We start from the raw sequence: 26,662 nt of genomic DNA on the forward strand, positions 1-26,662 counted from the left end.
GTCAGCATTCCTCCAGGACGACGATGATATCGCCGGCTTTGACGTTTCTTCCCGGCCCGGCGCGCAGGTCGCGGACGCGGCCTGCCGCATGGGCGGTGACGTTGATTTCCATTTTCATCGATTCGATGATGGCGAGCGTATCGCCGGCCGCAACCGGGGAGCCCGGCTCGACCAGCAATTTCCAGATATTGCCGGGCACGGCGCTGGCAACCCCGAAGCAGCCGTCGGGAATATCCCCATCCGGGCTTTCGCCTGTGCCTTCGTCGGTGACGAAGCTGTCGAGCCCGGCTTCCTTCCAACGCTGGCGTTCGGCATCGAAGGCGGCCTGCTGGCTTGCCTTGAACCGGCCGATCGACGCCGAATTGGCCTGCAATTCTTTCTCGTGGGCGGCATAGGAGAATTCCGTCTCCTCGATCCGGATGGGATAGCCGCCATGCGGGAAGGCGGCGCGCGCCTCCGTCAATTCCTGATTGCTGACCGGGAAGAAACGGATCTGGTCGAAGAAGTTCAGCAGCCAGGGTTTGCCCCTGGCAAAGACCGGCGTCTCCCGCCAAGTGTTCCAGACCTGGATGGTGCGGCCGAAGAGCTGGTAGCCGCCCGGTCCTTCCATGCCGTAGATGCACATATAGGCGCCGCCGATGCCGACGGCATTTTCCGGCGTCCAGGTGCGGGCGGGATTATACTTCGTCGTCACGAGGCGGTGGCGCGGATCAGTCGGGGTCGCAACCGGCGCACCGAGATAGACATCGCCGAGTCCCAGCACCAGGTAGCTGGCATTAAAGACGATATCGCGGACGGCCTGTTCGTCGGGAAGACCGTTGATGCGGCGGATGAACTCGATGTTCGACGGGCACCAGGGCGCGTTCGGGCGCACGAGCTCCTGATATTTGCGCATGGCGAGTTCCGCATCCGGATCGTTCCAGGAGAGCGGCAGATGCACGATGCGGCTCGGCACAGTGACCTCCTGTGCCGCCGGCAGCGTCGCCTCGATCTCGGAGAGCAGCCCGAGCAGGCGCCGGCGCGTCAGCTGCGTGCCATCATAATGGATCTGCAGCGAGCGGATACCGGGGGTGAGGTCGACGACGCCGGGAAGGCGGGCCTCGACGACCGCCTGCATCAGCAGATGCACCCGCAGCCGCAGCGCGATGTCGAGCGTCATCGGCCCATATTCGACGAGCAGATTGTCGTCGCCCTGGCGGCGATAGACGACAGAAACCGGGCCATCCTCGCTGATGCCGAGGATCGGCGAACCTGTTTCTTCCGAGAGCCGCCGCACCGCCGGACCGGCGATCGGGTCTTCCGGCCGCGCCACCGCATGAAAACGGATACGGTCGCCGGGCTTGAACTGGCCCATCTTCCACTGCTCGTCGCGGGCAATCACTGCCGGGCAGACGAAGCCGCCAAGGCTCGGGCCGTCAGGGCCGAGAATGATCGGCATGTCGCCGGTAAAATCGATCGCCCCGATCGCATAGGCATTGTCGTGCAGGTTGGAGGGGTGCAGCCCCGCCTCGCCGCCGTCGCTACGTGCCCATTGCGGGGCTGGGCCGATCAGGCGCACCCCCGTGCGGGCGCTGTTGAAATGCACTTCATAGGCCGTCGAAAACAGCGTCTCGATATCGCTAGCCTCGAAGAAATCGGGCGCCCCGTGCGGACCGTAAACCACGCCGACATCCCATTCGCGCGTCAAGGCGGCCGGCTCCGTCGCAGGTCTCGCCGGTTCGGCCGGCACCTGCCGGGCAAAATGCAGCACCTGCCCTGTCTTCAGGGTGCCGGTGGCGTTGCCGCCGAATTGGCCAAGGCCGAAGGTCGCGCGCGAGCCGAGTACAACGGGTGCGGCAAAACCACCGGCGACGGCGAGGTAGGCGCGTTGTCCCGGTCCTTCGATCGTACCGATCGACAGAACCTGGCCGGCCCGGATCAATACCGGGGTGTCATGCGGCAATCTTGCGCCGTCGCATGTCATAGGCATCCGCGCGCCGGCAAGCGCGATCGTCTGGTCGGCATAAAACCGCAATGTCGGACCGGAAACGGTCAACTCCAGCGCAGCCGTCACATCGGCATTGCCAACCAGCCGGTTGGCATGGCGGAAGGAGCGTTCGTCCATCGGCCCGCTCGGCGGTACACCGACATGCCAGAGGCCGAGCCGGCCTGGCAGTTCCTGGATACTTGACTGCGCGCCGGGCGCGAGAACCTCGACGACATCCGGAACGAAGGCGAAGTCGCGTAGCGCCGTCGTCTTAACCTTGGCGCTGGCAAGCAATTCGGAAGCGGCGATCGTCCTGAGATAAGCGAGATTGGTCTCGATGCCTGATATCGACGTTTCGGCGAGTGCTGCCTTCAGCTTCTCGATCGCCGCCGGCCGGTCTTCCGCCGCCACGATCAGCTTGGCAAGCATCGGGTCATAGAAGGGCGTGACCTCGGTTCCCGTCTCGATCCAGCCGTCGACACGGGCACTTTCCGGAAAAATGACCTCGGTCAAAAGGCCGGCGCTCGGTCGGAAATCGGCATGCGGCATCTCGGCATAGATACGCATCTCGATCGCCGCACCCTTCGGCGTCAGGGCCTTAGCACCCGAGAGCACGTCCTCGCCGGCCGCCTGCCGGATCATCCATTCGACGAGGTCGATGCCGAAGACGGCTTCCGTGACAGGATGCTCGACCTGAAGGCGGGTATTGACCTCAAGGAAATAGAATTCCTCGCGCTGGGGATCATAGATGAATTCGACGGTGCCGGCCGATTCATAGGAGACCGAGCTTCCCAAATCGACCGCCGCCTTGTGCAGCCGCGCCCTTGTCTCCCCGGAAAGGCCAGGAGCAGGCGTCTCCTCGACGACCTTCTGGTTCCGCCGCTGCAGCGAGCAGTCGCGTTCGCCGAGCGCAATCACTCCGCCCTTACCGTCGCCGAAGATCTGCACCTCGACATGGCGCGCTTCGGCAACGAAACGCTCGATGTAGACGCGGGCGTCACCGAAGCTGGCGCGCGCGGTCCGCTGGACGCTTTCGAAAGAGGCCTTGAGGCTTGCTGCATCGGCGCAGAGCTGCATGCCGATGCCGCCGCCGCCGGCCGTGCTCTTCAGCATGACGGGATAACCGACGGTCTCGGCAGCCGAAAGTGCATCCTCGACGCTCTGCAAGAGATCGGTGCCGGGCAGCAGCGGCACGCCGCTCGCCTTTGCCAGTTCGCGCGCCGTGTGCTTCAGGCCGAAGGCTGACAGATGTTCCGGCCGCGGGCCGATGAAGGCGATGCCGTCGGCGGCGAGCCGCTCGGCAAAACCGATATTCTCCGAGAGGAAGCCGTAGCCTGGATGCACGGCCTCAGCGCCCGTCGCCTTGCAGGCAGCAATGACGGCATCGACGTCAAGATAACTTTCGGAAGCAGGCGCCGGGCCGAGGCGGACGGCCTCATCAGCGGTCAGCGCCGGCTTCGAGAACCGGTCGGCATCGGAATAGACGGCAACTGAGGCGATGCCCATCCTCTTCAATGTGCGGATGACGCGGACGGCGATTTCGCCGCGATTGGCGATAAGAACCTTGGTGAACATCGATCAGTCCTCGCCATCCCAGATCAGCACCCGGATCGGCGTCGGATCGAAACCGTTGCAGGGATTGTTGATCTGCGGACAATTGGAGATGACGCAGAGCACGTCCATCTCCGCCACCAGCTCGACATAGTCGCCAGGCGCAGAAATGCCGTCGACGATGGTCATCTCGCCGTTCGGCTTGATCGGCACGTTCATGAAGAAATTGATGTTCGGCACGATGTCGCGCTTGCTCATGCCGTGTTTTGTCACCTCGATCACGAAATTGTCGCGGCAGGCATGCAGGTATTTGGTGCCGTGGCCAAAGCGCACCGTGTTGCTCTCGCAGGAGCAGGCGCCGGCTGATGTATCGTGGCGGCCGCAGCTGTCGGCCGTCATGACAAGCATGACGTTGCCCTCGTTCGAGATGATCTTCGTGCCGGTGCCGATATAGGCGCCACCTTGCGCCCGCATCGTATCCTGGTTGGAATAACGCTCGGCAAAATCATCGGCGCGATAAAACAGCGTATCGATTGCCTGTTGGCCGTAGCTGTCCTCGATGCGGATGGTCTGGCCCTTGCGCACGATGCCGGACCACGGCGCTTCGGCCGGGATGAAATGATCCTGCACGGCATTTTCGAGGCTGCGCGAAGCTGAAGTCTTGATGAAATCGGTCATCGTCATCCTCCCTCAGGCCAGCATCGAGGCGTTGTTCTCGAAGCCGCGAAGGGCTTCGGCCGTCGCCGTTCGCGAGAGGTCGTCGACTGCGGGTGCGGGCGCGCGAAAGCGCGTGACGATCACCGGCTTCGGCGCATAGACCGGGTCGGGATCGAGCGGATGCGGGCAATTGGAAAGGCCGACGATCATGTCCATCTCGGCGCGCAGCTCGGCATAATCGCCGCTGTTGGAGAGTTTGCCGCGCCAGTGGAAGCCACCGTCATCGTCGACGCGGACCGGGGCGAAGAGATTGAGAATCCCAGGGATGTCGCGCCTGGTGAAACCAAGTTTGCCGGCGACGAGCACGAGATTGTCGCGGGTGTTGCGGGTCTTGACGCCAGGATATTGTGAGGCGTTCGAAGCTGCGGTCGAGCCGCCCATCAGGCAGTCGTGGGCGCCGGAGCTATCCTCGATCAGCGAAAACATCACTCGGCCCATGTCCGAGAAGATAACGCGGCCCTTGCCGAGAGCAGTCGTCCACTGCACCTTGACCGTATCGACGAGATTGAGCCGTTCGCTCGCGTCAGCGGCGTTCCAGGCGACGAGCGCCACGGTCGATCCGCCTTCGCCCTGATCAATGCGGAGCGCCTCGCCGCGCTTCAGCGCGGTCGACCAGTACCAGCCGCCGGGGATGGTTTCCTGATGGATGATCGCAGCCGCATCGATTGCGGGGGCGGGAAGGGGGCTCGGCGCCGGCAAGGCCTTCGGCGCAAATTCCAGCCCCTTCTTCTGATGTTCCTCGTAACGCTGCCGGTTGGCAGCGATCTCCTCGGGCGAACGTCTGATATGCATCATGGTTTTTCTCCTGACGGACTGGAAGTCGGGTCGTCCCGGCGAAGGCCCAGAGAAATGACCGGGCCGTCCCGGTCGGGGCTGAAGACAGTGGGCGCGCCGGCGAGCCTGGGCGGCCAGATGGAAATGTCCTTGGTGATCGTCGCGCCGTAGCGCTCCTTTTCCTCCGGGCGGTCACGCCGACGCTCGAAGGCGACGACGCGCGTTGCCAGCGTGAAGGCCTCGCGCATGTCGTGCGTCACCATGACGACGGTCATCTGCGTTTCGTGCCAGAGCCGCTTCATCAATGTGTGGATTTCGGCGCGGATGCCGGGGTCGAGCGCGCCGAAGGGCTCATCGAGCAGCAGCACCTTCGGTTTCATGATCAGCGCCTGCGCCAGCGCCAGGCGCTGCTGCATGCCGCCTGACAGTTGCGCCGGATATTTGCCCTCGGCGCCGGAAAGGCCAACCTCGCCGATCAGTCGCCGGGCTTCGTCGATGGCGTTGCGGCGGGCAGCGCCGAAAAGCTTGGCTTTATAGCGAGACGCCGAGAGTTCCCGCCCAAGCAGCACATTGCCGAGCACGGTCAGATGCGGGAAGACGGAATAGCGCTGGAAGACGACGCCGCGATCCGGCCCCGGCTCCTGCGGCAGCGCTTCGCCGTCGAGCAGGATTGTCCCGCGCGTTGGCCGCTCCTGGCCGAGCAGCATGCGCAGGAACGTCGACTTGCCGCAGCCGGACGGGCCGACAAGGGCGACGAAGGCGCGCGAAGCGACAGTCAGCGACACGTCCTCAAGCACGATCTGGTCGCCATACTCTTTCCAGACCCTTTCGATCACCAGTTCGCTCATGCCTGCTTCTCCAGCTCCGACCAGGGGAAGACGGCGATGCGGATGCGATCGAGGATATAATTCATGATCACGGCGAGCAGCGTGATCCAGACGACATAGGGGAAGATGACGTCCATCGAGAGATAGCGGCGGACGAGGAAGATGCGGTAGCCGAGACCGGAATCCGACGAAATCGCTTCGGCGGCGATCAGGAACAGCCAGGCAGGCCCGAGCTGAAGCCTGAGGCAGGTGATCAGCCGCGGGAGGATCTGCGGCAGGACGACACGAAGGCCGATCTGCCAGGAGGAGCCGCCGAGCGTTTCAGCCTTGACGATCTGTTCGCGCGGCAGCTCCAGCGCCTTCAGCGCAAGGTCGCGGATCATCGTCGGCGCAACGCCGATGACGATGAGCGCGATCTTCGAAGCTTCGCCGAGCCCCATGGCGATGAAGAGGATCGGCAGCAGCGCCAGCGGCGGCACCATCGAGATGACGGCGACGAAGGGCGAGAGCAGGGCTCGGAGATAAGGCAGCATACCGATCAGCATGCCGATGACGAGCGCCGTGACTGTGGAGATGCCGAGGCCGGCAAGCAGGCGGATCAGGCTCGCCCCCGTATCGGACCAGAGCAGGTATTGGCCGGTGCGCGGATCGGCGATGAAGGCGAGGCGGTCGATCGCATCGGCAAAACCGGCAAGACCGGGCAGCAGCTTGTCGTTGGCGTTTTCCGCCAGCCGTGCTGCTGAGCTGAAAGTATAGGCAACAATCAGCAGCACGAAGGGCAGCAGCGTCAAGGTAAGCTGCGCGCCCCGGCTCGGCCTCGTGTTGATCCAGCGCATAGGGGAAAGCTCCGCTGATGAAGGGTAGGGCGGTGCGGTCAACGCCGCACCGTTGCTTTGACATGGCTCAGAGCGAACCGTCGGCGGCGGCCTTCATGTAGGTCTCGGTGAAGCGCAGCTTGACGTTGCCGCTGTCGCCGAGGATCTTGCCATCAGGCATTTCGATGCCGATGACGTCGGCCGATGGCGCGCCATTGCCGAGCAAGCCTTTTTCGAACAGGAAGTTGCGGACGAGATCCATTGTCTTCGGCAGGCTGCCCGACGAAGTGAAGGCAACGGCATCGGCCGGCTTGGCAAACAGCTTGGTGGCGGCAAGCTGGGATTCGAAGCCCTTGAGATCGGTGCCCGATGCCTGGCCCATCGCCTCGCGGGCAGCCTTGCCGTCGGCACTGTCGGCAGTCAGAAGTGCTGCGGTTTCATACCAGATGCCGGCGAGCGCCTTACCGAAATTCGGATTGTCCTTCAGCACGCCTGAATTGGCGACCATCAGGTCGATGATCTCGCCCGGCACTTGCGAGCTGTCGAAGACCTTCTTGGCCGTGGGATCCTCGAGAATGGTCGAGACCAGCGGGTTCCAGGTGACGACGGCGGTCACGTCAGCCGTCTTGTAGGCGGCGACCATATCGGCGTCGGAGGTGTTGACCACTTTCACGTCGCGCTCGGTCAGCTTGATGCTTTCGAGCGCGCGGGCGAGCAGGTAGTGCGAGACGGAAAATTCGACGAGATTGACGTTCTGGCCCTTGATGTCGGCAAGGCCCGCCTTGTCCTTGAGGATGACGGCATCATTGCCGTTCGAGAAGTCGCCGACAATTACGGCTGTCGTATCGACGCCGCCGGCGGCCGGGATCGACAGGCCGTCCATGTTGGTCAGCGTCACGGCGTCGAAGGCGCCTGCGGTATACTGGTTCATCGATTCGACGTAGTCGTTGAACTGGGTGACCTCGATCTTGATGCCGTATTTGTCGGCCCATTTCTTGACGATGCCGTGATCAGCAGCATAACCCCAGGGCATCCAGCCGACATAGATCGACCAGGCGACCTTGAAGTCGGTCTTCTGTTCGGCCCTGGCGATGGAGCCCAGTCCCAGCGCCAGGGACGCCGTCAGTGCGGTAATCGATAGGATCTTCGAAAAAGTCTGCATTGAAATTCCCCTTTTGCTTTTCTTCAAAAGGGATCGGCAATGACCATCGTGCCGCCAATCCCTTGGCTTACGAGGTCTCCCGGGCTTTTGTCCCGCCGTGCACCCGGCGGGATGTCTCCCCTGCCGGTGGCAGCTCTCGGACCAGCCACGCCTTGCGACGCCGGAACCCTAGCCACCAACTCTGCAACTGTCGAAGCAAAGTGTGTGCCAAATTTTAAATCATTGATTTTAATGAGGGTGCGATGGCATCAATTCCCTGACAAATGCAATAGTGCATGCACTTGCACAGAAAATGTGCGTATTCTGCCGCCACCTTAGGCGTTGGTTCTTTTTTGCCCAGTGAAAAACAAACACAGGCAGAACGCACAGAACGCCGAATTGCGGCTGGGCCTGAGCTAGTTCCGGAAAGCGCCGGCCGGGACCGTCGTCACCAGCCGGATATCGCGGCGGAAGTCCGACGGCGACATGCCGGCGATATGGCGGAAGGACTTGTTGAAGGCGCTGATCGAGCCGAAGCCGCTGTCCATCGCCACCTGCAGCACATTGGCGCCCTCACTCATCAACATCGCCTGGGCGCGCGACAGCCGCAGCAGCGTCACATATTTGCTGAGCGTCATGCCGGTCGATCGCTTGAACAGGTTCATCGCATATTTCGGATGCAGGTCGGCGGCGCGGGCGATATCGACCGAATCGATGTCGTGCAGGAAATTGGCGGCGATGAAATCACACATGCGCGCGACGCTGCGCGAGGAATGCGGGTGCGGGTGATCGCCTTCGAGACTGATGATGGCTTGCGACGTCATCGAATAAGGTTCGAGCGCGATCCGCTCGATGCGCAGCAGCAACTCGTCGACGGCGTGCTGGGCCTTGGCGGCATCGCCTGAATTGGCATAGCGGAACCAGCGGGTGAAGTTTTCGTTGTCGGCGGCATCCGTTGCCGAGGTCAGCAGCGTCTCACCCTTCATCAGCCGGCTGGAAACGCTGATCGGCAGGCGCAGCCGGAAGAAATAGACGAGCGGCAGATGGGCTCCGGCATAGAGCGAATCGTCTGAGGATTCGTCCATCTGATGCGGCTGACCACCCCAGAAGAGGCACATTTCGCCGGCGTTCAGCCGGAATTCGTGATCGCTCATCCGGTAGTGCACGGTGCCGCGCATCACGTAGTTGACCTCGACCTGCGCGTGCCAGTGCGGCATGGCCATAACAGGCGGATGGGCATGGAACATCTGCAGCGCTGTCGGCAAACCCTCGATGCTGCTCGCGCCGGGCTGATAGATTGCACGTGTCCCGACCTTACTTTCCGCCAAATTCATGTTCCCTTTTTAGGAGACACCCGCTCCCTTACAGATAGTCTAACCGCGTTCGTGAAAGATCGGCAATTGAAAAGGGAGGATTTTCAATGCGCTTCAAACTTCTCGCTGCGACCGCAGCTGTCGCAGTGCTTGCTTCCGGCTCCGCATACGCGCAGTCGGCCAATCTCACCATCTGGAGCTGGAATGTCGCCGCGTCGGCATTGAAGTCCACGCTTCCAGGCTTCAACAAACAGTTTCCCGATATCAAGATCACCGTCGAGGACCTCGGCAACAGCCAGGTCTTCGATAAGACGCTGGCTGCCTGCGCGGCCGGCGGAGACGGCTTGCCTGACATCGTCAGCATCGAGAATTTCGAGGCTGAAATCTTCTGGAGCCGTTTCCCGGATTGCTTCGCCAATCTGAAAGAGCTCGGCTACACGGCCGATATCCAGGCGAAATTCCCTGATTTCAAGCGCACCGAGCTTGAAGTCGGCGATGTCGCCTATGCCATGCCGTGGGATTCCGGTCCTGTCGCCGTCTTCTACCGCCGCGATCTCTACGAAAAGGCCGGCGTCGATCCGAGCACGATCAGCACCTGGGACGATTTCATCGCTGCCGGCAAAAAGATTTCCGCCGCCAATCCCGGCGTCGTCATGGCGCAGGCCGACTTCAACGGCGACAGCGAATGGTTTCGCATGATCGCCAACGAACAGGGCTGCGGCTACTACTCGACCGACGGCCAGAATATCACCATCAACCAGCCGGCCTGCGTCGCCTCGCTGCAAAAGGTGAAGGAGATGAAGGATGCCGGGACGCTGACGTCGGCCAACTGGGACGAAAAGATCCAGGCCAATACCGCCGGCAAGGCTGCAAGCCAGCTGTATGGCGGCTGGTATGAGGGCACCGTGCGCTCGACCTCTCCCGATCTCAAGGGCAAGTGGGGCGTCTACAGAATGCCGAGCCTGACGGCCGATGGCCCGCATGCGGCCAATCTCGGCGGTTCGTCGCTCGCCATTTCGGCGACATCCGCGAATAAGGAAGCCGCCTGGAAATTCGTCAACTACGCCCTCGGCACGGATGAGGGCCAGATCACCATGCTGAAGGAATTCGGTCTGGTCCCGTCGCTGCTTTCGGCTGAGAAGGATCCCTTCGTCAATGAGCCGCAGCCCTATTGGGGCGGCCAGAAAGTCTGGGCGGATATTCTGGCGACACTGCCGAAGATCGTACCGAGCCGCGGCACCGCCTTCCAGAGCGATGCGGAAGCCATCTTCAAGGCAACGCAGACGAAGTTCTTCGCTGGCGGCTATCCCGATGCGAAGGCGGCTCTCGACGACGCCGCCAAGCAGATCGCTTCGGCGACCGGCCTTCCGATCGCGCAATGAATGACGATGCCGGGCGCTTCAGGCGCCCGGCTTTCCCCCGGTTTGCAAAGCGGCCGGTCATTCGTTCGTGAGGAGGAGGCTTGATGCCGTTCAGAACCCGGAGCGCCTATGCGTTCCTCGCCCCCTATCTGCTGGTCTTTGCCACCTTCTGGGTCTGGCCGATCATCAATTCGTTCCTGATTTCGTTTCAGAACACGCGAATCAATCCGTGGAAATTCAGTTTCCAGGCCAATTGGGGCCGGCTCTTCTATGACCCGGCTTTCTACAACGCTCTCTACAATACGCTGATCATCCTGGTGATCCAGGTGCCTGTGATGATTGCGCTTGCGACGGTCATGGCCGTAATGCTCAATTCGCCGCTGCTGAAAGCGCGGCCGCTCTTCCGCTTCGCCTTCTTTGCGCCTGTCGTCGTCGGCGAGGTCGCCTATGCTGCCGTCTTCCGGCTGATGTTCAGCCTCGATTTCGGCATCATCAACAAGCTGATCTCGGCCGTCGGTCTCAGCCCGGTCTCCTGGTTCGACAATGCGAATGCCGCCATGGCGCTGATCATCCTTGCCGTCACATGGCGCTGGGCGGGCTACAACGCAATCATCATCCTCGCCGGTCTGCAGTCGATTCCCGACGATGTCTACGAGGCAGCGACACTCGACCGGGTGAGCAAGATCCAGCAATTCTTTCATATCACCCTGCCGCTTCTGAAACCGATCATCCTCTTTTGCGTGGTTCTTTCGGTGATCGGCACCATGCAGCTGTTCACCGAGCCCTTCCTGATCACCAATCGTGGCGGTCCCGGCGGCGGCACCGAGACGCTCGGCCTGCTGCTTTATCGCCAGGGCTTCACCTCGCTGAACTTCGGCTATGCCTCGGCGATCGCCTATACGATGGCTGCCCTTGCCGTGGCGATCTCGCTTCTCAATCTCTGGGTCGGGAGGGATCCGAAATGAAATCCAAATCGCAATCCCTTCTGCTGCGCCAGATCGCGTTGCATGCCGCACTGGCTCCGCTTGCGATAATCTGGCTGTTTCCGCTCTGGATGATGTTCGTCTTCTCGACCATGCCCGACAACGGCATCTTCAGTCCTGACATCGTGCTCTGGCCATCGACCAATTTCGTCGAGAATTTCAAGAACCTACAGGCCGATACCGATTTCATCGGCGCCATGGTGATCTCCGTTGGCGTCGCGCTCATCTATACGGTCCTGTCGGTACTGCTGACCTCGATGGCGGGCTGGGCGCTGGCGCGTTACCGTTTCGTCGGCCGCTCCATCGTCATCGCCATCATCCTCGGCACGATCACGCTGCCGTTTTCGGTGGTCGTCATCCCGCAATTCATCATGGTGGCACGCGAATTCAAGCTGGCAAACACCTGGGTGGCGCTGATCGTGCCACCGCTGTTCAATTCGCTCGGGGTGCTGTTCATGCGGCAATCCTTCTCGATGATGCCGGGCGAGCTCTTTGATGCGGCCCGGGTCGAAGGCGTCAAGGAATGGCAGATCTTCCTGCGCATCGCCCTGCCGCTGGCGCGTCCGACCATGGCGGCACTGGCGATCATCCTCTTCCTCGCCTCGTGGAACAACTATCTCTGGCCGCTGCTGATCAATTCCAAACCGGGAATGATGACGGCGCCGGTGGCATTGGGAACGCTGATCGGTCTCACCAAGGTGTCATGGGGCGGCATCATGGCCGGCGCGGTGCTGCTGACGGCGCCGATCCTCGTCGTCTTCGTGGCTCTCCAGCGCCATTTCATCGCCGGCATCGCGGCCGGCGCAATCAAATAATCGAACAATAGGGAGGCCGCATGGCAGAGCTTTCACTCAGCAACATCGTCAAGCGCTTCGGCGGCTTTGAGATCATCCACGGCGCCAATCTGGAGGTGAAGGACGGCGAATTCGTCGTCTTCGTCGGCCCCTCCGGCTGCGGCAAGTCCACGCTGCTCAGGATGATCGCCGGCCTCGAGGACATTACGTCAGGCGAGCTTCAGATCGGGGGTAGAGTCGTCAACGACGTCGAGCCGGCCGATCGCGGCATCGCCATGGTGTTCCAGTCCTACGCGCTCTATCCGCATCTGACGGTCGAGGAAAATTTGAGCTTCGGCCTGCGAATGAACGGCAATCCGAAGGCCGATACCGAGCGGCGCGTGCGCCATGTCGCCGAGATCCTGCAGATCACCGAGTTGATGAAGCGGCGGCCGAAGCAGCTTTCCGGCGGCCAGCGCCAGCGCGTCGCCATCGGCCGCGCCATCGTCCGCGAACCCCAAGTCTTCCTGTTCGACGAACCTTTGTCGAACCTCGATGCGGAACTGCGCGTGCAGATGCGCGTCGAAATCTCCAGACTGCACAAGCAGCTCGGCACGACGATGATCTACGTCACCCACGACCAGACGGAGGCGATGACACTCGCCGACAGGATCGTCGTGCTGCGCGCCGGCAATATCGAGCAGATCGGCGCGCCGCTCGACCTTTACGACGACCCCGCCAACCAGTTCGTCGCCGGTTTCGTCGGTTCGCCGAAGATGAATTTCCTGAAGGCGGTGGTGGTCGAGACGCAGCCGGGCCGGGTGGTGATTGCCCTGGAAAGCGACGCCAATACGCGCCTGCCGCTGCCTGTCGCCGATCCGATCGAAGCCGGCGCAAAGGTGACACTCGGCATCCGTCCCGAACATTTCGTCGATGCGGGCATGGGTGATGCCGATCTCACCGTCACCATCGACGTCGCCGAACACCTCGGCAATACCAGTTACATCTACGCCACCATCGGTCCCGAGCAACTGATCATCGAGCGGCCGGAATCGCGCGTCGCCGGCAATCGCGAGACGCTGACAGTCGGCCTTCCCGCCAACCGCACATTCCTTTTCGACGGCGCCGGTAAACGGCTTCGCTGAACCAAATCCCAGGACAGAAAGACGAAAGAGGATTTTCCATGACTTCAGATCAACCGATCCGCTGGGGCATCATCGGCCCCGGCACCATCGCCCGCACCTTTGCAGACGGCGTCGCCCATTCGCGCACCGGCAGACTGGTGGCGATCGCCACTCGCAATCCGGCAAAGCCGGGCCTTGCCGAAAACTTCCCTGGCGCCCGCATCGTCGATGGTTACGAGGCGCTGCTCTCCGATAAGGAGATCGATGCGATCTATATCGCCGTCCCCCATACCGGCCATGCCGAATGGGCGATCAAGGCGGCACGTGCCGGCAAGCACATCCTGGTGGAAAAGCCGATCGCGCTCTCGGCCCATGATGCCGAAGCGGTTTACTACGAGGCGAAAAAAGCCGGCGTCTTTGCCGGGGAAGCCTTCATGTACCGCGTGCATCCGCAGACCGAGAAGCTGGTCGAACTCGTCAAAAGCGGCGTCATCGGCACCGTTCGCATCATCCGCTCGAGCTTCGGCTTCAACATGGGTAGCTACAAGCCGGAACACCGGCTTTTCGCAAATGATACCGCCGGCGGCGGCATTCTCGATGTCGGCGGTTATCCGGTCTCGATGGCCAGGCTGATTGCTGGCGCTGCAGAGGGCAAGGCCTTCCTCGAACCGGAAAAGGTTTCTGGCGTCGCCCATCTCGGCCAGAGCGGCGTCGATGAATGGGCATCTGCCGTGCTCAAGTTCCCGAACGAGATCATCGCCGAAGTCTCCTGCTCGATCATGGCGCAGCAGGACAATGTGCTGCGCATCATCGGCTCGGAAGGCCGGATCGAGGTCCAGGACTTCTGGTTTGCCTCCGGGCACAAGGGCGGCGTCGGCAAGATCGAGATCTTCAAAGGCGGCAGCCGAGAAACCGTCGAACTCAGGGAGGATCGCTGGCTCTATTCCTTCGAGGCGGATGCGGCAGGCGATGCCATCCGCGCCGGCAAGACCGAATTCAGCTCTCCCGGCATGAGCTGGGCAGATTCGATCGGAAACCTGCGTGTACTCGACCAGTGGCGTGCCTCGGTCGGCCTCGAATACGGCGTGGAAAAAGCCAGCAAACGCACGACAAACATTGCCGGCGGCGCGATCGCGCGCGGCAACAGCGTTCCGCAGCGTCAAATTCCCGGCATTTCCAAGCCGGCTTCGGTTGTGACGCTCGGCTTCGAGTTCTTCCCGAACTTCGCTGCGGCCTCGCTGACGCTCGACGCCTTCTACGAGGCCGGCGGCAATGCCTTCGACACGGCCTATGTCTATGGCGGCGGCAAGACGGAAGCGATCTTCGGCGACTGGCACACGAGCCGCAAGGTGCCGCGCGAGGAGATTGTGCTGATCGGCAAGGGCGCGCATTCACCGCTCTGCTATCCCGATATGATCGCAAAGCAGCTCGACCAGTCGCTTTCGAGGCTGAAGACCGACTATGTCGACATCTATTTCATGCATCGCGACAATACCGACGTGCCCGTCGGCGAGTTTGTCGATGCCATGGATGCCGAGGTCAGGCGTGGACGCATCCGCGGCATATTCGGTGGTTCGAACTGGACGCGGGCGCGCTTCGACGAGGCGATCGCCTATGCCGAAAAGACCGGCAAGACGGCGCCGGCAGCACTTTCCAACAACTTCTCGCTCGCCGAGATGCTCGACCCGATCTGGGCCGGTTGCGTTGCCGCTTCCGATGACGACTGGAAAAAGTGGCTGAACGAGAAGCAGATCCCGAACTTTGCCTGGTCGAGCCAGGGCCGCGGCTTCTTTACCGACCGCGCCGGCCGCGACAAGCGAGATGATGAGGAGATTGTCCGGGTCTGGTATTCCGAGCGCAATTTCGGACGTCGCGACCGTGCTATCGAGCTTGCCAACAAACTCGGCCGCAATCCGATCCACATCGCACTTGCCTATGTGATCGCCCAGCCTTTCCCGGTCATTCCGCTGATCGGGCCGCGCACCGTCGCCGAACTGGAAGACAGCCTCTCGGCGCTCGACATCAAGCTGACGCCCGATCAGGTGAAGTGGCTGGAAGGCTGAAGCAACAGGAAAGGGCGCGGTTTGAACCGCGCCCTTTGCTTTTCTACTTGTGCGGCTCGGAAGCTTTCTTCCTGGCCGCGTCGTCCATCAACTCGTACCACATGGCGTTGAGGACGGCGAAGGCTGCGGCCAGCGGCAGGCCGAGCATCCATGCAAAATACCACATCGTTTGGTCTCCCTCAGAGCAATTCCAGGAAAAGTGCGAAGCGGTTTTCCGTCCGGAATTGCGTAAAAACAAAAGGTTAGAGCGGTTCTCCTGAATCGCTCTAGTAAGCGTGGCTATTTTTATCGGTGATCGACTTCTCATCGACCTTGCCCCACAGAACCTTGTAGACCCAGGCCGTGTAGGCGAAGATGATCGGCAGGAAGATCACCGTCACCACAAGCATGATGAACAGTGTCATGTGGCTGGAGGATGCATCCCAGACCGTCAGGCTTGATCGCGGATCGAGCGAGGAGGGCAGGATGAACGGGAACATCGACAGGCCGACCGTCGAGATGATGCCAAAGATCGCCACCTTGCTGAAGAGCAGCGTCATGACCTCGCGCCTTGCCCGCATGGCAATGAAGGCCAGTGCCGCGCCGACGAAGCCGAGGACGGGCGCGATGATCATCCAGGAATGAGCGGCGTAATTGGTAAGCCACGCGCCTTTCTCCAGCGCCACGGTCTTCAGCAGCGGATTGGAGGGGCCGATCGGGCTGATATCGCCGGTGATGCGATAGCCACCGACGCCGATCCACAGGAAGAGGCCGCCGAGTGCGAAAAGCACGATGACGGCAAGGGCGGCGATGCTGCCATAGCTTCTGGCACGCACTGCGACCGGGCCACTCGACTTCAACACCAGCCATGCCGCACCATGCATCGTCAGCATGGCTAGGGAAAGCAGGCCGCAGAGCAGAGCATAGGGGTTGAGCAGGGCGAAGAATGAACCCTCATAGAAGATCCGCATATCGTCGGCAAAACGGAAGGGCACGCCCTGCAGCACATTGCCGACGGCGACGCCGAAGATCAGCGACGGCACGAAACCGCCGATAAAGAGCGCCCAGTCCCAGCCGCTCCGCCAACTGGCGCTTTCCCGCTTCGACCGGTATTTGAAGCCGACCGGGCGTAGGATGAGCGCGAAGAGGATCGCGAACATCGCCAGATAGAAGCCCGAGAAGGACACCGCATAAAGCGGTGGCCAGGCAGCAAAGATGGCGCCGCCGCCGAGGATCAGCCAGACTTGGTTGCCCTCCCAGGTGGCGCCGATGGTGTTGATCGCCACGCGCCGTTCCGTATCGGTCCGGGCGACGAAAGGCAGAAGTGTGCCGACGCCGAGATCGAAACCGCCTGTCGTCGCAAAGGCGATCAGCAGGACGCCGAGTAGCAGCCACCAGATGAGACGCAGGGTTTCATAGTCAATGAGTTCGTGAAGGATCATGGCAGGTCACTCCGCGGCCGGGACGAGGGTTTCGGAAATCAGAACCGCTTCCGGCTCGTCGTCCGGCTCCGGTCCTTGCTTGATTGCCTTGATCATCAGGCCCATCTCGATGACGATCAGCGTCGTGTAGAGCGCCGCAAAACCGATGATGGTCAGAAGCACGGTGCCGGCGCCGAGGCTGGAGACGGCGGCGGCCGTCGGCAACACGCCTTCGATCACCCAGGGCTGGCGGCCGAACTCGGCGACGACCCAGCCGAGTTCAATGGCAACCCAGGGCAGGGGGATCGCCAGCACGGCAATCTTCAGAAGCAGCGGATATTTGTCGAGATGGCGGCGCGCCGACAGCCAGAAGAAGGTGGCGGTCAGCAGGATGAAGAAGATACCGAGGCCGACCATGATGCGGAAGGACCAGAAGAGCGTCGGCACGTGCGGGATCGTATCACGCGCGGCCTGAACGATCTGCTCCTCGGTCGCCTGGCGCGGATCGTCGACATAGCGCTTCAGAAGAAGAGCGTAGCCCAGATCATGGCCGAGATCCTCGAAGGAAGTGCGCACTTCCTGCGCAACCTGACCCTGCGCCGGTACTGCACGGATCTGCGTCAGCGCGTCGTAAGCCTTGATGCCGTCGCGGATCCGGGTTTCGGCCTGCTGTTCGAGCTTGTCGATGCCGGGGATTTCGGTGGTCAGCGACCGCGTGCCGATCAGGCCCATGACCCAGGGAATGTGCACGGCAAAATGCGTTTCGCGGGCCTCCTGATCGGGGAAACCGAAGGCGGTGAAGGCCGCCGGCGCCGGTTCCGTCTTCCACATGCCCTCGATTGCCGCGAGCTTCATCTTCTGGTTCTCGGTCGCGAGATAACCGCTCTCATCGCCGAGGACGACGACCGAAAGCGCCGAAGCAAGGCCGAAGGAGGCCGCAACCGTCATCGAACGCTTGGCAAGCTCGATATGCCGCCCCTTGATTATATACCAGGCCGAGACGCCGAGCACGAAGATCGAGGCGCAGACGTAACCTGCCGATACCGTATGGACGAATTTCGCCTGGGCAACCGGGTTGAAGACCACATCGAAGAAGCTTGTGATCTCCATGCGCATCGTCTGCGGATTGAGCGCCGATCCCACCGGGTTCTGCATCCAGCCATTGGCAATCAGGATCCAGAGCGCGGAGAAGTTCGAGCCGAGCGCCACAGCCCAGGTGGCGACCAGATGGCCGACCTTCGACAGCTTGTCCCAGCCGAAGAAGAACAGCCCGACGAAGGTCGCCTCGAGGAAAAAGGCCATCAGGCCTTCGATCGCCAACGGCGCACCAAAGATGTCGCCGACATAATAGCTGTAATAGCTCCAGTTCATGCCGAACTGGAACTCCATGACGATGCCGGTGGCGACGCCGATTACGAAATTGATGCCGAACAACGTGCCCCAGAATTTTGTCATCTGCCGCCAGATCTGGCGGCCAGTCATGACATAGACGGTTTCCATGATCGCCAAGAGCACGGACAGGCCGAGCGTCAAGGGCACGAACAGGAAGTGGTAAAGCGCCGTCAGCGCGAATTGGAAGCGCGAAAGTGCTACGATATCTAGTTCCATTGTCTTCTCCCACGGTCCCACGGGGTACGGGCGTTCCTCAGCGCCGACGGCGCGTGAGGGCATGCAGTCTTGCCTAGATCCGGATGATTTTAGGCCGATCCGACCTAAAATCTGAATCCGTATCTAAATCAAAGAAGTAGAGCATGATGTCGTCCGAAAACCGCTCACACTTCTCGGCATCATGCTCTAGTCCGGCCGAAGCCGGTCGAGCGCCTTTTCGAACGCCGCCTCTCCGCGGCGCGAAATTTCTGTGATGCGACCGCCGTCGATGACGGCGATGCGGTCTGCGATCGCAGCCTCCCGGCGGATATGCGTGGCGATCACCAGCGAGCGGCCCGCCGCCATTGCCGACAGCCGGAGGAGCACGTCACGGGCGGTGACGCCGTCAAGGCCCTCGGTCGGCTCGTCGAGAAGCCAGAGCGGCGTGTCGCGCAGGAAAAGCCGGGCAAGCGCCAGCCGGCGCGATTGGCCGCCCGAAAGGCCGAGGCCACCTTCGCCGAGCGGCGTATCGATCCCCCCAGGCATGGCCTCGATATCGGCAAGCAGGCCGGCGGCAGCGAGCGCTTCGCGAAGGCGGGCCTCGTTCGCATCCGGGTTCGCAAGGAGTAGGTTGCCGCGCAGGCTGTCCTCGAAAAGCTCTGTCCGTTGCGTCAGCAGTGTCGCCGTCATCGCGGCAACATTTCCCGTCCTTGCCGGCAATTCGCCGGAAAGGAGGGCAAGCAGGCTCGACTTGCCGGCGCCGCTGCTGCCGATGACGGCCAGTCGTTCACCCTGTTGAAGCGCTAGTTCGATATCCTCGAGCGCCGGCACGGCGGAGTTTTCATGGAAGGCCGACACCTTCGCCAGTGAAAAAGCGCATCCCGGCAACGGCGGCGCCAATGCTTCGGGTGCCGCCGCAACGGCAAGCCGCGGCGCGATGCGTCTTGCAGCAAGCAGCGTCCTGCCGAGTTCCAGGGCGCCGCGACGTAGCGCTGCGAAGGGTTCGACTGCCGCAAAGGCGACGAGCAGGCCGAGTGCGGCAACAGGAGCGGTAATCACCTTCGTTTCCGCTAGTACCGCAACGGCAAGCAGCGATGCCGTCAACAGAAGTGTTGAAACGATGCCGAAGCCGAATGTCAGGCCGGTTTCGACGCGGTTGAGCCGGTCGTCGGCGCGGCCGGCGTAACGATCGGCTGCGGCAATCGCCTCCCTCTGCGCGGCAAGCCGACCGGCCATCAGGAGATCGGTCTGGCCGGCAACGAGATCGATCGTTCGAGACCGCAGCGCCTCGATGCCATGAGCGCGTCGGCGGGCATGTTTGCGCGCCGCCCGGCCGGCGATCAACGGCAGGCCAAGGCCGGCACCGGCGAGAAAAAGGCCGAAGCACAGGCCGAACAAGGGATGCATCAACCCCAGCACGAGGCTTGCCGCCAGCGCTGCACCGATCGCGACAACAGCCGGCACGAGGATGCGCAGGTAGAGGGAATCGAGCGCATCGATATCGGCGGTCAGCCGGAAGAGCAGCCGTGCGGGACGGTGTGACAGGGCGCGGCCAGCACTCGGTTCGGCAAAGCCGCGAAACAGCCTTTCGCGCAGGGCGGCGAGCACGCCGAGCGTTGCATCATGGGTCGCAAGCCTTTCGCCGTAGCGCGCGGCCGTACGGAGGATGGCGAGCAGGCGGATGCCGGCGGACGGCGCAAAGACGTCGAAGGTGATGGCGGCAGCGGTCGAAAGGCCGGCGAGCGAGGTGGCGGTGATGAACCAGCCGGACAGGCCGAGCAGGGCGATGCCAGCTGTCACCGTCGCAGCCGAAAGTGCTGCGCCGAGCAGCAGCGCCCGCCGGCGCTCGGCAAGGAACAGACGCAGGATCGGCTTGAGGTCTGCAGCAGATCCGCTCATTCGGCGGCCTCCCTGATAACGATGTCGGCATCGACGCGCATGGCGCGATGCATGCGGGCGGCAAGCAGCGGATCGTGAGTCGCAACGATCAAAGTACGGCCCCTGGAGAGCGTAAGCAGGCTCTCGGTAACCTCCGCGGCGGTGGCGGCGTCGAGATGCGCGGTCGGCTCGTCGGCCAGGATGATCCGGAGATCCGGATTGCAGGCGGCACGCGCGATCGCCAGCCGCAACGCCTCGCCGCCGGAAAGCCCGATCCCGCCTTCGCCAAGCGGCCGGTTGCCATAGGCGGCGGCGACCTTTCCGAGCCTGGCGGCGCCGAGCGCATCCGTCACGTCGCCACTGGAGATACCGGGCCTGCCGAGCGCGATATTGCCGGCGATGGTGCCTGCGAAAATATGCGGTCTCTGGCCGATCCATGCCATGCTGGCCCGCAAGGCGGCGGCGGTGTCATCCACAAGTTCGATGCCGCCGATGACGATGCGTCCGCCGGTACAGGGCGCCAGCCCTGATATGAGCGAAAGAAGCGTCGACTTGCCGGAACCGCTTGCGCCGAGAAGCGCCAGATGTTCGCCGGCTGCGATCTCGAGGTTGAAACCGTCGAGGATCAGCGGCTCAGCGGAGCCATAGTGGAAATCGAGATTTTCAAGGTGGATGGCCGGCGCTTCGGCGTCGGCAGAAGCCGTGGGCGTGGCTTCGGCCGCTCCCTGGATGGGCAGGCCGCCCTCGGAGAGAGCGTCCATGGCCTTCAGCGCCGCTTCGCCGGCCGCCCGATCATGCCAGACAGCCGAGAGTTCGCGCAGAGGCTCGAAGAAGGCCGGTGCGAGCAGCAGGATGAACAGTCCCTCGGTCAGGTCGAGCCGGCCCACCCAAGTGCCGAAGCGGATCTCGCCGAGCAGGCTGAAGCCGACGTAGACGGCAATCATCGCCACGCCGAGGGCGGCGAAAAGCTCGAGCACCGCCGAGGACAGGAAGGCGATCTTCAGCACCGCCATGGTGCGCGCACGCAGCGACTCCGCCTCCGACCGCAGGCGGAGTGCCGTTGCATCGACAGCGTCGAGCGCACGGATGGTCGCCAGTCCGCGCAGCCGATCGAGCAGGAAGCCGTTGAGGCCGCCGGTCGCGACGAGTTGCCTTTCGCTGGCCGCCTGGGCACGCCAGCCGATCAGCGCCATGAAGATAGGGATCAGCGGCGCGGCAAACAGCAAAACCAGCGCGGCGATCCAGGAGACCGGCAGAATGAAGGCAAGGATCACGAGTGGCACAAGGCTCGCCTTCATGCGCGCCGGCTGGAAACGGGCGAGGTAGGGCACGATCAGTTCGGCTTGTTCGCCAAGCACGCTTGCGGCTTTGCCCGAGGCAGGCCGGCCGCGATCGACCGGCGACGACATGGTAAGTGCCGCGGCAGCAATCTTCCGCCTGCGGCTGAGCTCGCCGCGGGCGGCCTGAAAGGCCATGCGGCCACCAGCCGCGTCGAGACAGATTCTTGCAAATCCGAGGACAAGGATGCCGAGGGCTGGCCAGAGAACGTCATGCATTCCGCCGCCATCGGCGATGCGGCCGACCGAGATGGCCAGCAACCCGGCCTGCGGGATCCAGACGGCGGCGCCCAGCGCCTGCAGCATTGCCGCTCTGCGCAGCCCGCCTTTCGCATCATCTAGGCCGGTGACAGGCAAGACTGTATCGCCGTCCGGCAACGGCTCGGCCTCTTGTGTGTCCTTCGCGTCGAAGAAAGCAGTGCCCATGGCGCTAACTCTTGTTCGCAGGATTCGGCCGGCGGCTGCGGCCGAGCGAAACGACCCGGTCCTTGGCCTCCAGAAGCTTGGTCACTTTCGCGCCCAGCGAGAGTAGCGTTGCAAGCCTTTCTGTTTCAAGTTGTTTTACGTCTTCATACCAATGCGTCAGTTGCTCGATCAGCGTGTGCATCTCGCTCATGCGTTGCTGCGCATGCCGCTCGGCTTCGCTGGCCGGCCGTTGCATCAGGATTTCACGCAGAACCGACAGCGTCGGATCGACTTCACGCTTCTTTCTCTCCTCGGCAAGCGTCCTCAATATGTGCCAGACGTCATCCGGCGTGGTGAAGAAATCGCGGCGATCGTCCGGCTTGTGTTTCAGGATGACGAGGTTCCAGGCCTGCAGTTCGCGCAGGCTCATCGAAACATTGGAGCGCGAGATGCCGAGCGACTCGGCGATCTCCTCCGCGCAGACCGGCGCGGGCGAAACGAAGAGCAGGGCATAGATCTGGCCGACCGTGCGGTTGATTCCCCAGCGCGATCCCATTTCGCCGAAATGGAGAACGAAGGACTGGACGAGAGGCGGAAGGTTCATGGTTGTTTCCGTTGCGTCTGTGATTTCAGAAATTTCTGAAATCACTATACTGACTTTCGCGTCTCGCCGCCAACCGGCAAGGCGGCCCTGCGTCAATTTGGATGTCCGTTCGTTGATCGTGAGTTGGGTATACCCAGGCGCGACGAGGCTGGATTTGACCTGGGTCAAGTCCGCAGCACTTTCCCGCAATGACGCAGAAACGCCCGGCATGCGCTACGCATACCGGGCGTTCCGTCGGATTGGGACGTCTAGGCCGCTGCTGCCCAGTTTTCGTTCAGGAATGCCGTCAGGCTCAGATCAAGCCGGCCAGAAGGCCGACGCCAGCAATGGCGGCAATGCCACCGGCCGTGCGCGTCACGAAGACGCCCTGACGTTCACCGGCGCCGCCGATGACGTAACCGACGGCGAGACCGGCGACATGCAGCAACGCCGTCGCGGCCATGAAGCCGGCGGCATAGGCGGCACCGGCGGCATCTTCCGGCATTTCGACGCCATGTGCATGACCGTGGAAGATGGCGAAGAGGCCGATGATGCCGAGCGCTGCGGCGAGCGGCGCCTTGACATTGAGCGCAACAACGGCGCCGAGGACGACGACGGAAAGCGCGATGCCAATTTCAACGAAGGGAACGTTGATGCCGGCAACGCCGAGAGCACCACCGAGTGCCATCACCAGAACGAAGGTGGTCGGCACGAGCCAGGTGGCGCGGCCGCCGAGCTGAAATGCGAAAACACCGACCATCACCATGGCGAGGACATGATCGAGGCCAGACATCGGATGGGCAAAGCCATGGCTGAAGCCTGCAGCTTCGCCGATAGCGGGATGGGCGGAGGCGACGGCTGGAAGCGCTGCGGCAGCCAAGGCAAGCAGGCCGCTCTTGATTGCTGATTTCATTGCTCATTCCCCTCGTGAGTTTTCGAATATCCCGCGGCCGCCGAACACAGGCATGGTTCCAAGTCGCGCGCATCACGCTAGTTCAAAGAATTCGCGCCGTCAACGAAAAGTCCACGAAATACCAAGCCAATTCAACTGCTTATCCGATAGGCAGATGCCGCTTTCGATAGCTTCTCTCAGCGCGCCGCACCTCAAGATCGAGCTGGAAACGGTTTCCGACAGGGGCTATCAATCGTTCGGCAGAGACGGCGCAACCCGCCGTGATGGAGGAGACGCCATGACGAATACCGAACGGCCGCTGGCGATCAGCGCGCCCGAACCGCGCACGCTCGATCTGATCTTCAGCGACAAGGCGCGCGCCGAACTGCATGCGAAATACGAGATCGTCGAGGCCGATCCCGAGAATATCGCCGGGCTCGGCGACGAGATCCTCGGCAGGGCACGCTACATCATCGGCCAGCCGCCGCTTTCGGCGGACACGCTGGGACGTATGCCGGCCTTGCGCTCGATCCTCAATGTCGAAAGCAATCTTCTCAACAACATGCCCTATGACGTGCTCTTCCAGCGCGGCATCCATGTCGTCACGACAGGCCAGGTCTTTGCCGAGCCGGTCGCCGAAATCGGTCTCGGCTTCGCACTGGCCTTGGCACGCGATATCGTCGATGCGGATGTCGCCTTCGGCCAGGGCACCGAACTCTGGGGCGGTGAGGGCAATTCGAGTGCGCGGCTGCTCGCCGGTTCCGAGATCGGCATCGTCGGCTTCGGCGATCTTGGCAAGGCGCTGCGCCGGCTCCTGTCCGGCTTCAGGGCGCGCATCAGAGTGTTCGATCCCTGGCTGCCGCGCTCGATCCTCGAGGAAAACGGCGTCGAGCCGGCAAGCCTGCAGGACGTCCTGACGAAGAGCGATTTCGTCTTCGTCGTCGCCGCCGTCACCAGCGAAAACAAGGGATTTCTCAGCACGGAGGCCTTTGCCAGCATGCGCAAAGGCGCGGCCTTCATCCTGCTCAGCCGCGCCGATGTCGTCGATTTCGATGCACTGATGGCCGCAGTCTCGTCAGGCCATATCGTCGCGGCGAGCGATGTTTATCCGCAGGAGCCGCTGCCCCCCGACCATCCGGTGCGGAGCCTGAAAGGTTTCATCCGTTCGGCGCATAGGGCCGGCGCGCTCGACAGCGCCTTCAAGAAAATGGGCGACATGGTGCTCGAAGACATGGACCTGATGGATCGCGGCCTGCCGCCGATGCGCTGCAAGCGGGCGGAACGCGAGACGGTTTCCCGCATGCGTTCCAAACCGGTGGCGGTGAATTAAAGCATGCCGCGCAAAAGTGTGCAGCGGGTTTAGACCAAAATGCCGATTTGGCGCGCCGCCTTAGGCAGCGCGCTGCTCGGCACCCTGGATCGCCGCAAGCTTCCAGTCGGCGCCAGACTTGCGCACGAAGGTCCAAATCTCGGTGCTTTCGCTCGGACGGCCGTCGTCGCCGGAAACGACGCGGCCGCTGTCGCGTTCGACCACGGCGTCGACCGAGGAATAACGCATGGCGAGCGTCGCATATTCCTGGCCGTCTTCCCGCCAGGCCTCGGCGATATCGCCTTGCAGCAGCTTGACGTCGGAGACGCGGTTGCGCACGCCGTTGGTAGCGTTTTCGCCGAGTTCCTCGGCAAGATAGGACATCGCCTCCGGCGTCGTCAGCCGGCGCAGCGTGCCGTAATCCTCAGCGCCGTAAGCGGTCTGCACTTGGGTCAGCAGTTCCTCGAACTGATCGAGATCGGCCTGCGCCAGCCCGATCTCGTCGCTCGGCCGATTGCTGCGCGACTGCCCGCCGAAACCGGCGCCCGAACCGATTGTCGGGATATGGAAGGACGACTTATTCGTGGGCGACATGTTATAGGACTGGCTCTGGCCGCCGACGCCGTAGGAAGGCTGGCGGCGGTTGGCGAAATAACGCATGGCGAGCATGACGGCGCCGCCGATCAGCGCGATCTGCAACAGCATGCCGAGGAATCCGAAGCCGCCGCCGAAACCGTGGCCGAGCAGCATACCGAGAAGACCGCCGGCAATCAGACCGCCGATCATCGAGCGGCCGAAGCCGCCGAAGAGACCAGGGCGCTGGGCGCCGAGAGGCTGCTGCGCGGTGGCAGGTGCCGTGGTCTGCGGACGCGGCGTCATCGACCGTTCGATCGGTGCTGCGGTCCCAGGCGCGGTGCTGGTGACAGGCGGAGCCTGGAAGGTGCGCGTGCCGCGGCTTCCGAAACCGAAGCTGCCCGCGCGGCGGGCTTCTGCATCGTCAAGGGAAGCAAAAACGGTAGCGCTCGTCAGTGCGGCAATGGCCGCGATCTTGGCAAAACGCGAAACGGCACTCGGCATTCCTGATCTCCTGTCATGCACAATCACGGCATATCGAGAGCTAATATAGGTACTCTTTCCCGAGTGTGAAGCTCTCCGGATGCGTTACTGGCAGACGTCGACCCAGTTGGCGCCGGTCAGCTCAGCCAGCCGTCCGGTTTCGATGCGGACGGCCGAGTTGGTCGAGCCGGCCGCCGGCACGACTTCATCGAAGCGTTTCAATGAGATATCGCAATAGATAGGCAACGGCGAGGGCAGGCCGAAGGGGCAGACGCCGCCGACCGGATGGCTGGTGACCGCCACGACCTCTTCGGCATCGAGCATGCGCCCCTTGGCTCCAAACGTGTCCTTGAACTTGCGATTGTCGAGCCTTGCCGTGCCGCCGGCTACGACCAGCATCATCTGCTCGCCGACGCGCAGGCAAATCGTCTTGGCGATCTGGGCCGGCTCGACGCCATGGGCTTCGGCGGCAAGTGCCACCGTCGAGGAACTCTCGGCGGTTTCGATGATTTCGACATCGGGTGCGTGGGCGCTGAGAAAGGCGCGAACAGATTCAAGGCTCATGGCGCAATGCTAGACCAGGAAAAGCGCAATTTGAAGCGTAAAAGACGCTCGTCGAAAACCGCCGCTTGCAAGTCGTGCGGACATCGTCATAATAATTTTGCACACGTGCTCAATTTTGTCATTCGGCCGTTACGTTCAACCCCTAGAGCGGGATACGCCACGTTTTCGTGGGGTTTCGGAGCGGTCATCATCAGCAGTGCTGACCCGTCAAGAGGCCTCACACTGCTCTTCTAGGGAGACGAA

22 protein-coding genes and 1 riboswitch are annotated in these 26,662 nt (G+C 62.4%); of the genes, 6 read left to right on the plus strand and 16 right to left on the minus strand.

The genetic code is table 11. The features are described from left to right. Position 1 precedes the first annotated feature (1 nt). From uca to CUJ84_RS35645, 7 genes are all read right to left on the minus strand, one after another. The gene (uca, locus tag CUJ84_RS35615; protein ID WP_105010134.1) at positions 2–3,541 is read right to left on the minus strand and encodes an urea carboxylase; all 3,540 of its coding nucleotides are present in this window, start codon (positions 3,539–3,541) and stop codon (positions 2–4) included. A gap of 3 nt (positions 3,542–3,544) precedes the next feature. Then, positions 3,545–4,195, minus strand: coding sequence for an urea amidolyase associated protein UAAP2 (locus tag CUJ84_RS35620; protein WP_012760007.1), 651 nt, complete (start codon positions 4,193–4,195; stop codon positions 3,545–3,547). A 12-nt stretch (positions 4,196–4,207) separates the two neighbouring features. Continuing rightward, positions 4,208–5,029, minus strand: a complete 822-nt coding sequence (locus tag CUJ84_RS35625; RefSeq protein WP_105010135.1) for an urea amidolyase associated protein UAAP1 — start codon at positions 5,027–5,029, stop codon at positions 4,208–4,210. Then, on the minus strand, positions 5,026–5,856 hold the full coding sequence (locus CUJ84_RS35630) for an ABC transporter ATP-binding protein (protein ID WP_105010136.1): 831 nt from the start codon (positions 5,854–5,856) through the stop codon (positions 5,026–5,028). The genes CUJ84_RS35625 and CUJ84_RS35630 overlap by 4 nt, the downstream gene beginning before the upstream one ends. Next, positions 5,853–6,671 carry an ABC transporter permease gene (locus CUJ84_RS35635; RefSeq protein ID WP_105010137.1) on the minus strand — a complete coding sequence of 273 codons (819 nt, stop codon included), beginning with the start codon at positions 6,669–6,671 and terminating at the stop codon, positions 5,853–5,855. Before CUJ84_RS35635 ends, CUJ84_RS35630 begins: the two co-directional genes overlap by 4 nt. Positions 6,672–6,738: 67 nt before the next feature. Beyond that, complete coding sequence (locus CUJ84_RS35640) at positions 6,739–7,812, minus strand: putative urea ABC transporter substrate-binding protein (protein ID WP_105010138.1); 1,074 nt, start codon at positions 7,810–7,812, stop codon at positions 6,739–6,741. Positions 7,813–7,886: 74 nt separating this feature from the next. After that, positions 7,887–7,995, minus strand: a riboswitch (guanidine-I (ykkC/yxkD leader). A gap of 212 nt (positions 7,996–8,207) precedes the next feature. After that, positions 8,208–9,125, minus strand: a complete 918-nt coding sequence (locus CUJ84_RS35645; protein ID WP_105010139.1) for a helix-turn-helix domain-containing protein — start codon at positions 9,123–9,125, stop codon at positions 8,208–8,210. Between the two features lie 86 nt (positions 9,126–9,211). Here CUJ84_RS35645 and CUJ84_RS35650 point away from each other — a divergent pair, with 86 nt between their 5' ends. The 5 genes from CUJ84_RS35650 (at position 9,212) to CUJ84_RS35670 (ending at position 15,408) form a co-directional block, all read left to right on the plus strand. Continuing rightward, positions 9,212–10,486 (plus strand): extracellular solute-binding protein, encoded by a 1,275-nt coding sequence (locus tag CUJ84_RS35650; protein WP_027688812.1) that lies wholly within the window; start codon positions 9,212–9,214, stop codon positions 10,484–10,486. 83 nt (positions 10,487–10,569) lie between these two features. Beyond that, positions 10,570–11,430 (plus strand): carbohydrate ABC transporter permease, encoded by an 861-nt coding sequence (locus CUJ84_RS35655; RefSeq protein ID WP_012760014.1) that lies wholly within the window; start codon positions 10,570–10,572, stop codon positions 11,428–11,430. Beyond that, positions 11,427–12,263: a carbohydrate ABC transporter permease gene (locus CUJ84_RS35660; protein ID WP_063476083.1), complete on the plus strand. Its 837-nt coding sequence runs from the start codon at positions 11,427–11,429 to the stop codon at positions 12,261–12,263. Before CUJ84_RS35655 ends, CUJ84_RS35660 begins: the two co-directional genes overlap by 4 nt. A gap of 20 nt (positions 12,264–12,283) precedes the next feature. After that, positions 12,284–13,366, plus strand: coding sequence for an ABC transporter ATP-binding protein (locus CUJ84_RS35665; protein WP_105010140.1), 1,083 nt, complete (start codon positions 12,284–12,286; stop codon positions 13,364–13,366). 38 nt (positions 13,367–13,404) lie between these two features. Then, complete coding sequence (locus CUJ84_RS35670; protein WP_105010141.1) at positions 13,405–15,408, plus strand: aldo/keto reductase; 2,004 nt, start codon at positions 13,405–13,407, stop codon at positions 15,406–15,408. Positions 15,409–15,451: 43 nt separating this feature from the next. Here the strand turns inward: CUJ84_RS35670 and cydX are convergent, their stop codons facing one another. From cydX to CUJ84_RS35705, 7 genes are all read right to left on the minus strand, one after another. Further along, positions 15,452–15,574, minus strand: coding sequence for a cytochrome bd-I oxidase subunit CydX (cydX, locus tag CUJ84_RS35675; protein ID WP_105010142.1), 123 nt, complete (start codon positions 15,572–15,574; stop codon positions 15,452–15,454). 100 nt (positions 15,575–15,674) lie between these two features. After that, on the minus strand, positions 15,675–16,829 hold the full coding sequence (gene cydB / locus CUJ84_RS35680; protein ID WP_105010143.1) for a cytochrome d ubiquinol oxidase subunit II: 1,155 nt from the start codon (positions 16,827–16,829) through the stop codon (positions 15,675–15,677). 6 nt (positions 16,830–16,835) lie between these two features. After that, positions 16,836–18,416, minus strand: coding sequence for a cytochrome ubiquinol oxidase subunit I (locus CUJ84_RS35685; RefSeq protein ID WP_105010144.1), 1,581 nt, complete (start codon positions 18,414–18,416; stop codon positions 16,836–16,838). A 186-nt stretch (positions 18,417–18,602) separates the two neighbouring features. Beyond that, positions 18,603–20,294: an amino acid ABC transporter ATP-binding/permease protein gene (locus CUJ84_RS35690; protein ID WP_105010145.1), complete on the minus strand. Its 1,692-nt coding sequence runs from the start codon at positions 20,292–20,294 to the stop codon at positions 18,603–18,605. Further along, positions 20,291–22,036: a thiol reductant ABC exporter subunit CydD gene (gene cydD, locus CUJ84_RS35695; protein ID WP_105010146.1), complete on the minus strand. Its 1,746-nt coding sequence runs from the start codon at positions 22,034–22,036 to the stop codon at positions 20,291–20,293. The genes CUJ84_RS35690 and cydD overlap by 4 nt, the downstream gene beginning before the upstream one ends. 4 nt (positions 22,037–22,040) lie before the next feature. Next, complete coding sequence (locus tag CUJ84_RS35700) at positions 22,041–22,619, minus strand: GbsR/MarR family transcriptional regulator (RefSeq protein WP_018448951.1); 579 nt, start codon at positions 22,617–22,619, stop codon at positions 22,041–22,043. Between the two features lie 292 nt (positions 22,620–22,911). After that, complete coding sequence (locus CUJ84_RS35705; protein WP_105010147.1) at positions 22,912–23,511, minus strand: HupE/UreJ family protein; 600 nt, start codon at positions 23,509–23,511, stop codon at positions 22,912–22,914. 277 nt (positions 23,512–23,788) lie between these two features. On the opposite strand from CUJ84_RS35705, the gene CUJ84_RS35710 reads away from it, so the two are divergent. Next, complete coding sequence (locus tag CUJ84_RS35710; RefSeq protein WP_105010293.1) at positions 23,789–24,820, plus strand: hydroxyacid dehydrogenase; 1,032 nt, start codon at positions 23,789–23,791, stop codon at positions 24,818–24,820. A 60-nt stretch (positions 24,821–24,880) separates the two neighbouring features. Here the strand turns inward: CUJ84_RS35710 and CUJ84_RS35715 are convergent, their stop codons facing one another. Together CUJ84_RS35715 and CUJ84_RS35720 are read right to left on the minus strand one after the other, a co-directional pair. After that, entirely contained in the window at positions 24,881–25,876 is a 996-nt protein-coding gene (locus tag CUJ84_RS35715) for a Tim44 domain-containing protein (RefSeq protein WP_105010148.1), read from the minus strand. Between the two features lie 84 nt (positions 25,877–25,960). Continuing rightward, complete coding sequence (locus CUJ84_RS35720) at positions 25,961–26,419, minus strand: YbaK/EbsC family protein (RefSeq protein ID WP_105010149.1); 459 nt, start codon at positions 26,417–26,419, stop codon at positions 25,961–25,963. Between the last annotated feature and the right edge of the window lie 243 nt (positions 26,420–26,662).

The organism is Rhizobium leguminosarum (genome assembly GCF_002953715.1).
Lineage (GTDB): Bacteria > Pseudomonadota > Alphaproteobacteria > Rhizobiales > Rhizobiaceae > Rhizobium > Rhizobium leguminosarum_V.

Bases quoted from the DNA above. Each gene is read 5' to 3' on its own strand.
- CUJ84_RS35690 (WP_105010145.1), bottom strand. From the start codon at position 20,294: ATGAGCGGATCTGCTGCAGACCTCAAGCCGATCCTGCGTCTGTTCCTT.
- CUJ84_RS35710 (WP_105010293.1), top strand. From the start codon at position 23,789: ATGACGAATACCGAACGGCCGCTGGCGATCAGCGCGCCCGAACCGCGC.
- CUJ84_RS35705 (WP_105010147.1), bottom strand. From the start codon at position 23,511: ATGAAATCAGCAATCAAGAGCGGCCTGCTTGCCTTGGCTGCCGCAGCG.
- CUJ84_RS35660 (WP_063476083.1), top strand. From the start codon at position 11,427: ATGAAATCCAAATCGCAATCCCTTCTGCTGCGCCAGATCGCGTTGCAT.
- CUJ84_RS35630 (WP_105010136.1), bottom strand. From the start codon at position 5,856: ATGAGCGAACTGGTGATCGAAAGGGTCTGGAAAGAGTATGGCGACCAG.
- CUJ84_RS35700 (WP_018448951.1), bottom strand. From the start codon at position 22,619: ATGAACCTTCCGCCTCTCGTCCAGTCCTTCGTTCTCCATTTCGGCGAA.
- CUJ84_RS35625 (WP_105010135.1), bottom strand. From the start codon at position 5,029: ATGATGCATATCAGACGTTCGCCCGAGGAGATCGCTGCCAACCGGCAG.
- cydB (WP_105010143.1), bottom strand. From the start codon at position 16,829: ATGATCCTTCACGAACTCATTGACTATGAAACCCTGCGTCTCATCTGG.
- CUJ84_RS35665 (WP_105010140.1), top strand. From the start codon at position 12,284: ATGGCAGAGCTTTCACTCAGCAACATCGTCAAGCGCTTCGGCGGCTTT.
- cydD (WP_105010146.1), bottom strand. From the start codon at position 22,036: ATGGGCACTGCTTTCTTCGACGCGAAGGACACACAAGAGGCCGAGCCG.
- CUJ84_RS35670 (WP_105010141.1), top strand. From the start codon at position 13,405: ATGACTTCAGATCAACCGATCCGCTGGGGCATCATCGGCCCCGGCACC.
- CUJ84_RS35650 (WP_027688812.1), top strand. From the start codon at position 9,212: ATGCGCTTCAAACTTCTCGCTGCGACCGCAGCTGTCGCAGTGCTTGCT.
- uca (WP_105010134.1), bottom strand. From the start codon at position 3,541: ATGTTCACCAAGGTTCTTATCGCCAATCGCGGCGAAATCGCCGTCCGC.
- CUJ84_RS35635 (WP_105010137.1), bottom strand. From the start codon at position 6,671: ATGCGCTGGATCAACACGAGGCCGAGCCGGGGCGCGCAGCTTACCTTG.
- CUJ84_RS35720 (WP_105010149.1), bottom strand. From the start codon at position 26,419: ATGAGCCTTGAATCTGTTCGCGCCTTTCTCAGCGCCCACGCACCCGAT.
- CUJ84_RS35715 (WP_105010148.1), bottom strand. From the start codon at position 25,876: ATGCCGAGTGCCGTTTCGCGTTTTGCCAAGATCGCGGCCATTGCCGCA.
- CUJ84_RS35655 (WP_012760014.1), top strand. From the start codon at position 10,570: ATGCCGTTCAGAACCCGGAGCGCCTATGCGTTCCTCGCCCCCTATCTG.
- CUJ84_RS35685 (WP_105010144.1), bottom strand. From the start codon at position 18,416: ATGGAACTAGATATCGTAGCACTTTCGCGCTTCCAATTCGCGCTGACG.
- cydX (WP_105010142.1), bottom strand. From the start codon at position 15,574: ATGTGGTATTTTGCATGGATGCTCGGCCTGCCGCTGGCCGCAGCCTTC.
- CUJ84_RS35645 (WP_105010139.1), bottom strand. From the start codon at position 9,125: ATGAATTTGGCGGAAAGTAAGGTCGGGACACGTGCAATCTATCAGCCC.
- CUJ84_RS35640 (WP_105010138.1), bottom strand. From the start codon at position 7,812: ATGCAGACTTTTTCGAAGATCCTATCGATTACCGCACTGACGGCGTCC.
- CUJ84_RS35620 (WP_012760007.1), bottom strand. From the start codon at position 4,195: ATGACCGATTTCATCAAGACTTCAGCTTCGCGCAGCCTCGAAAATGCC.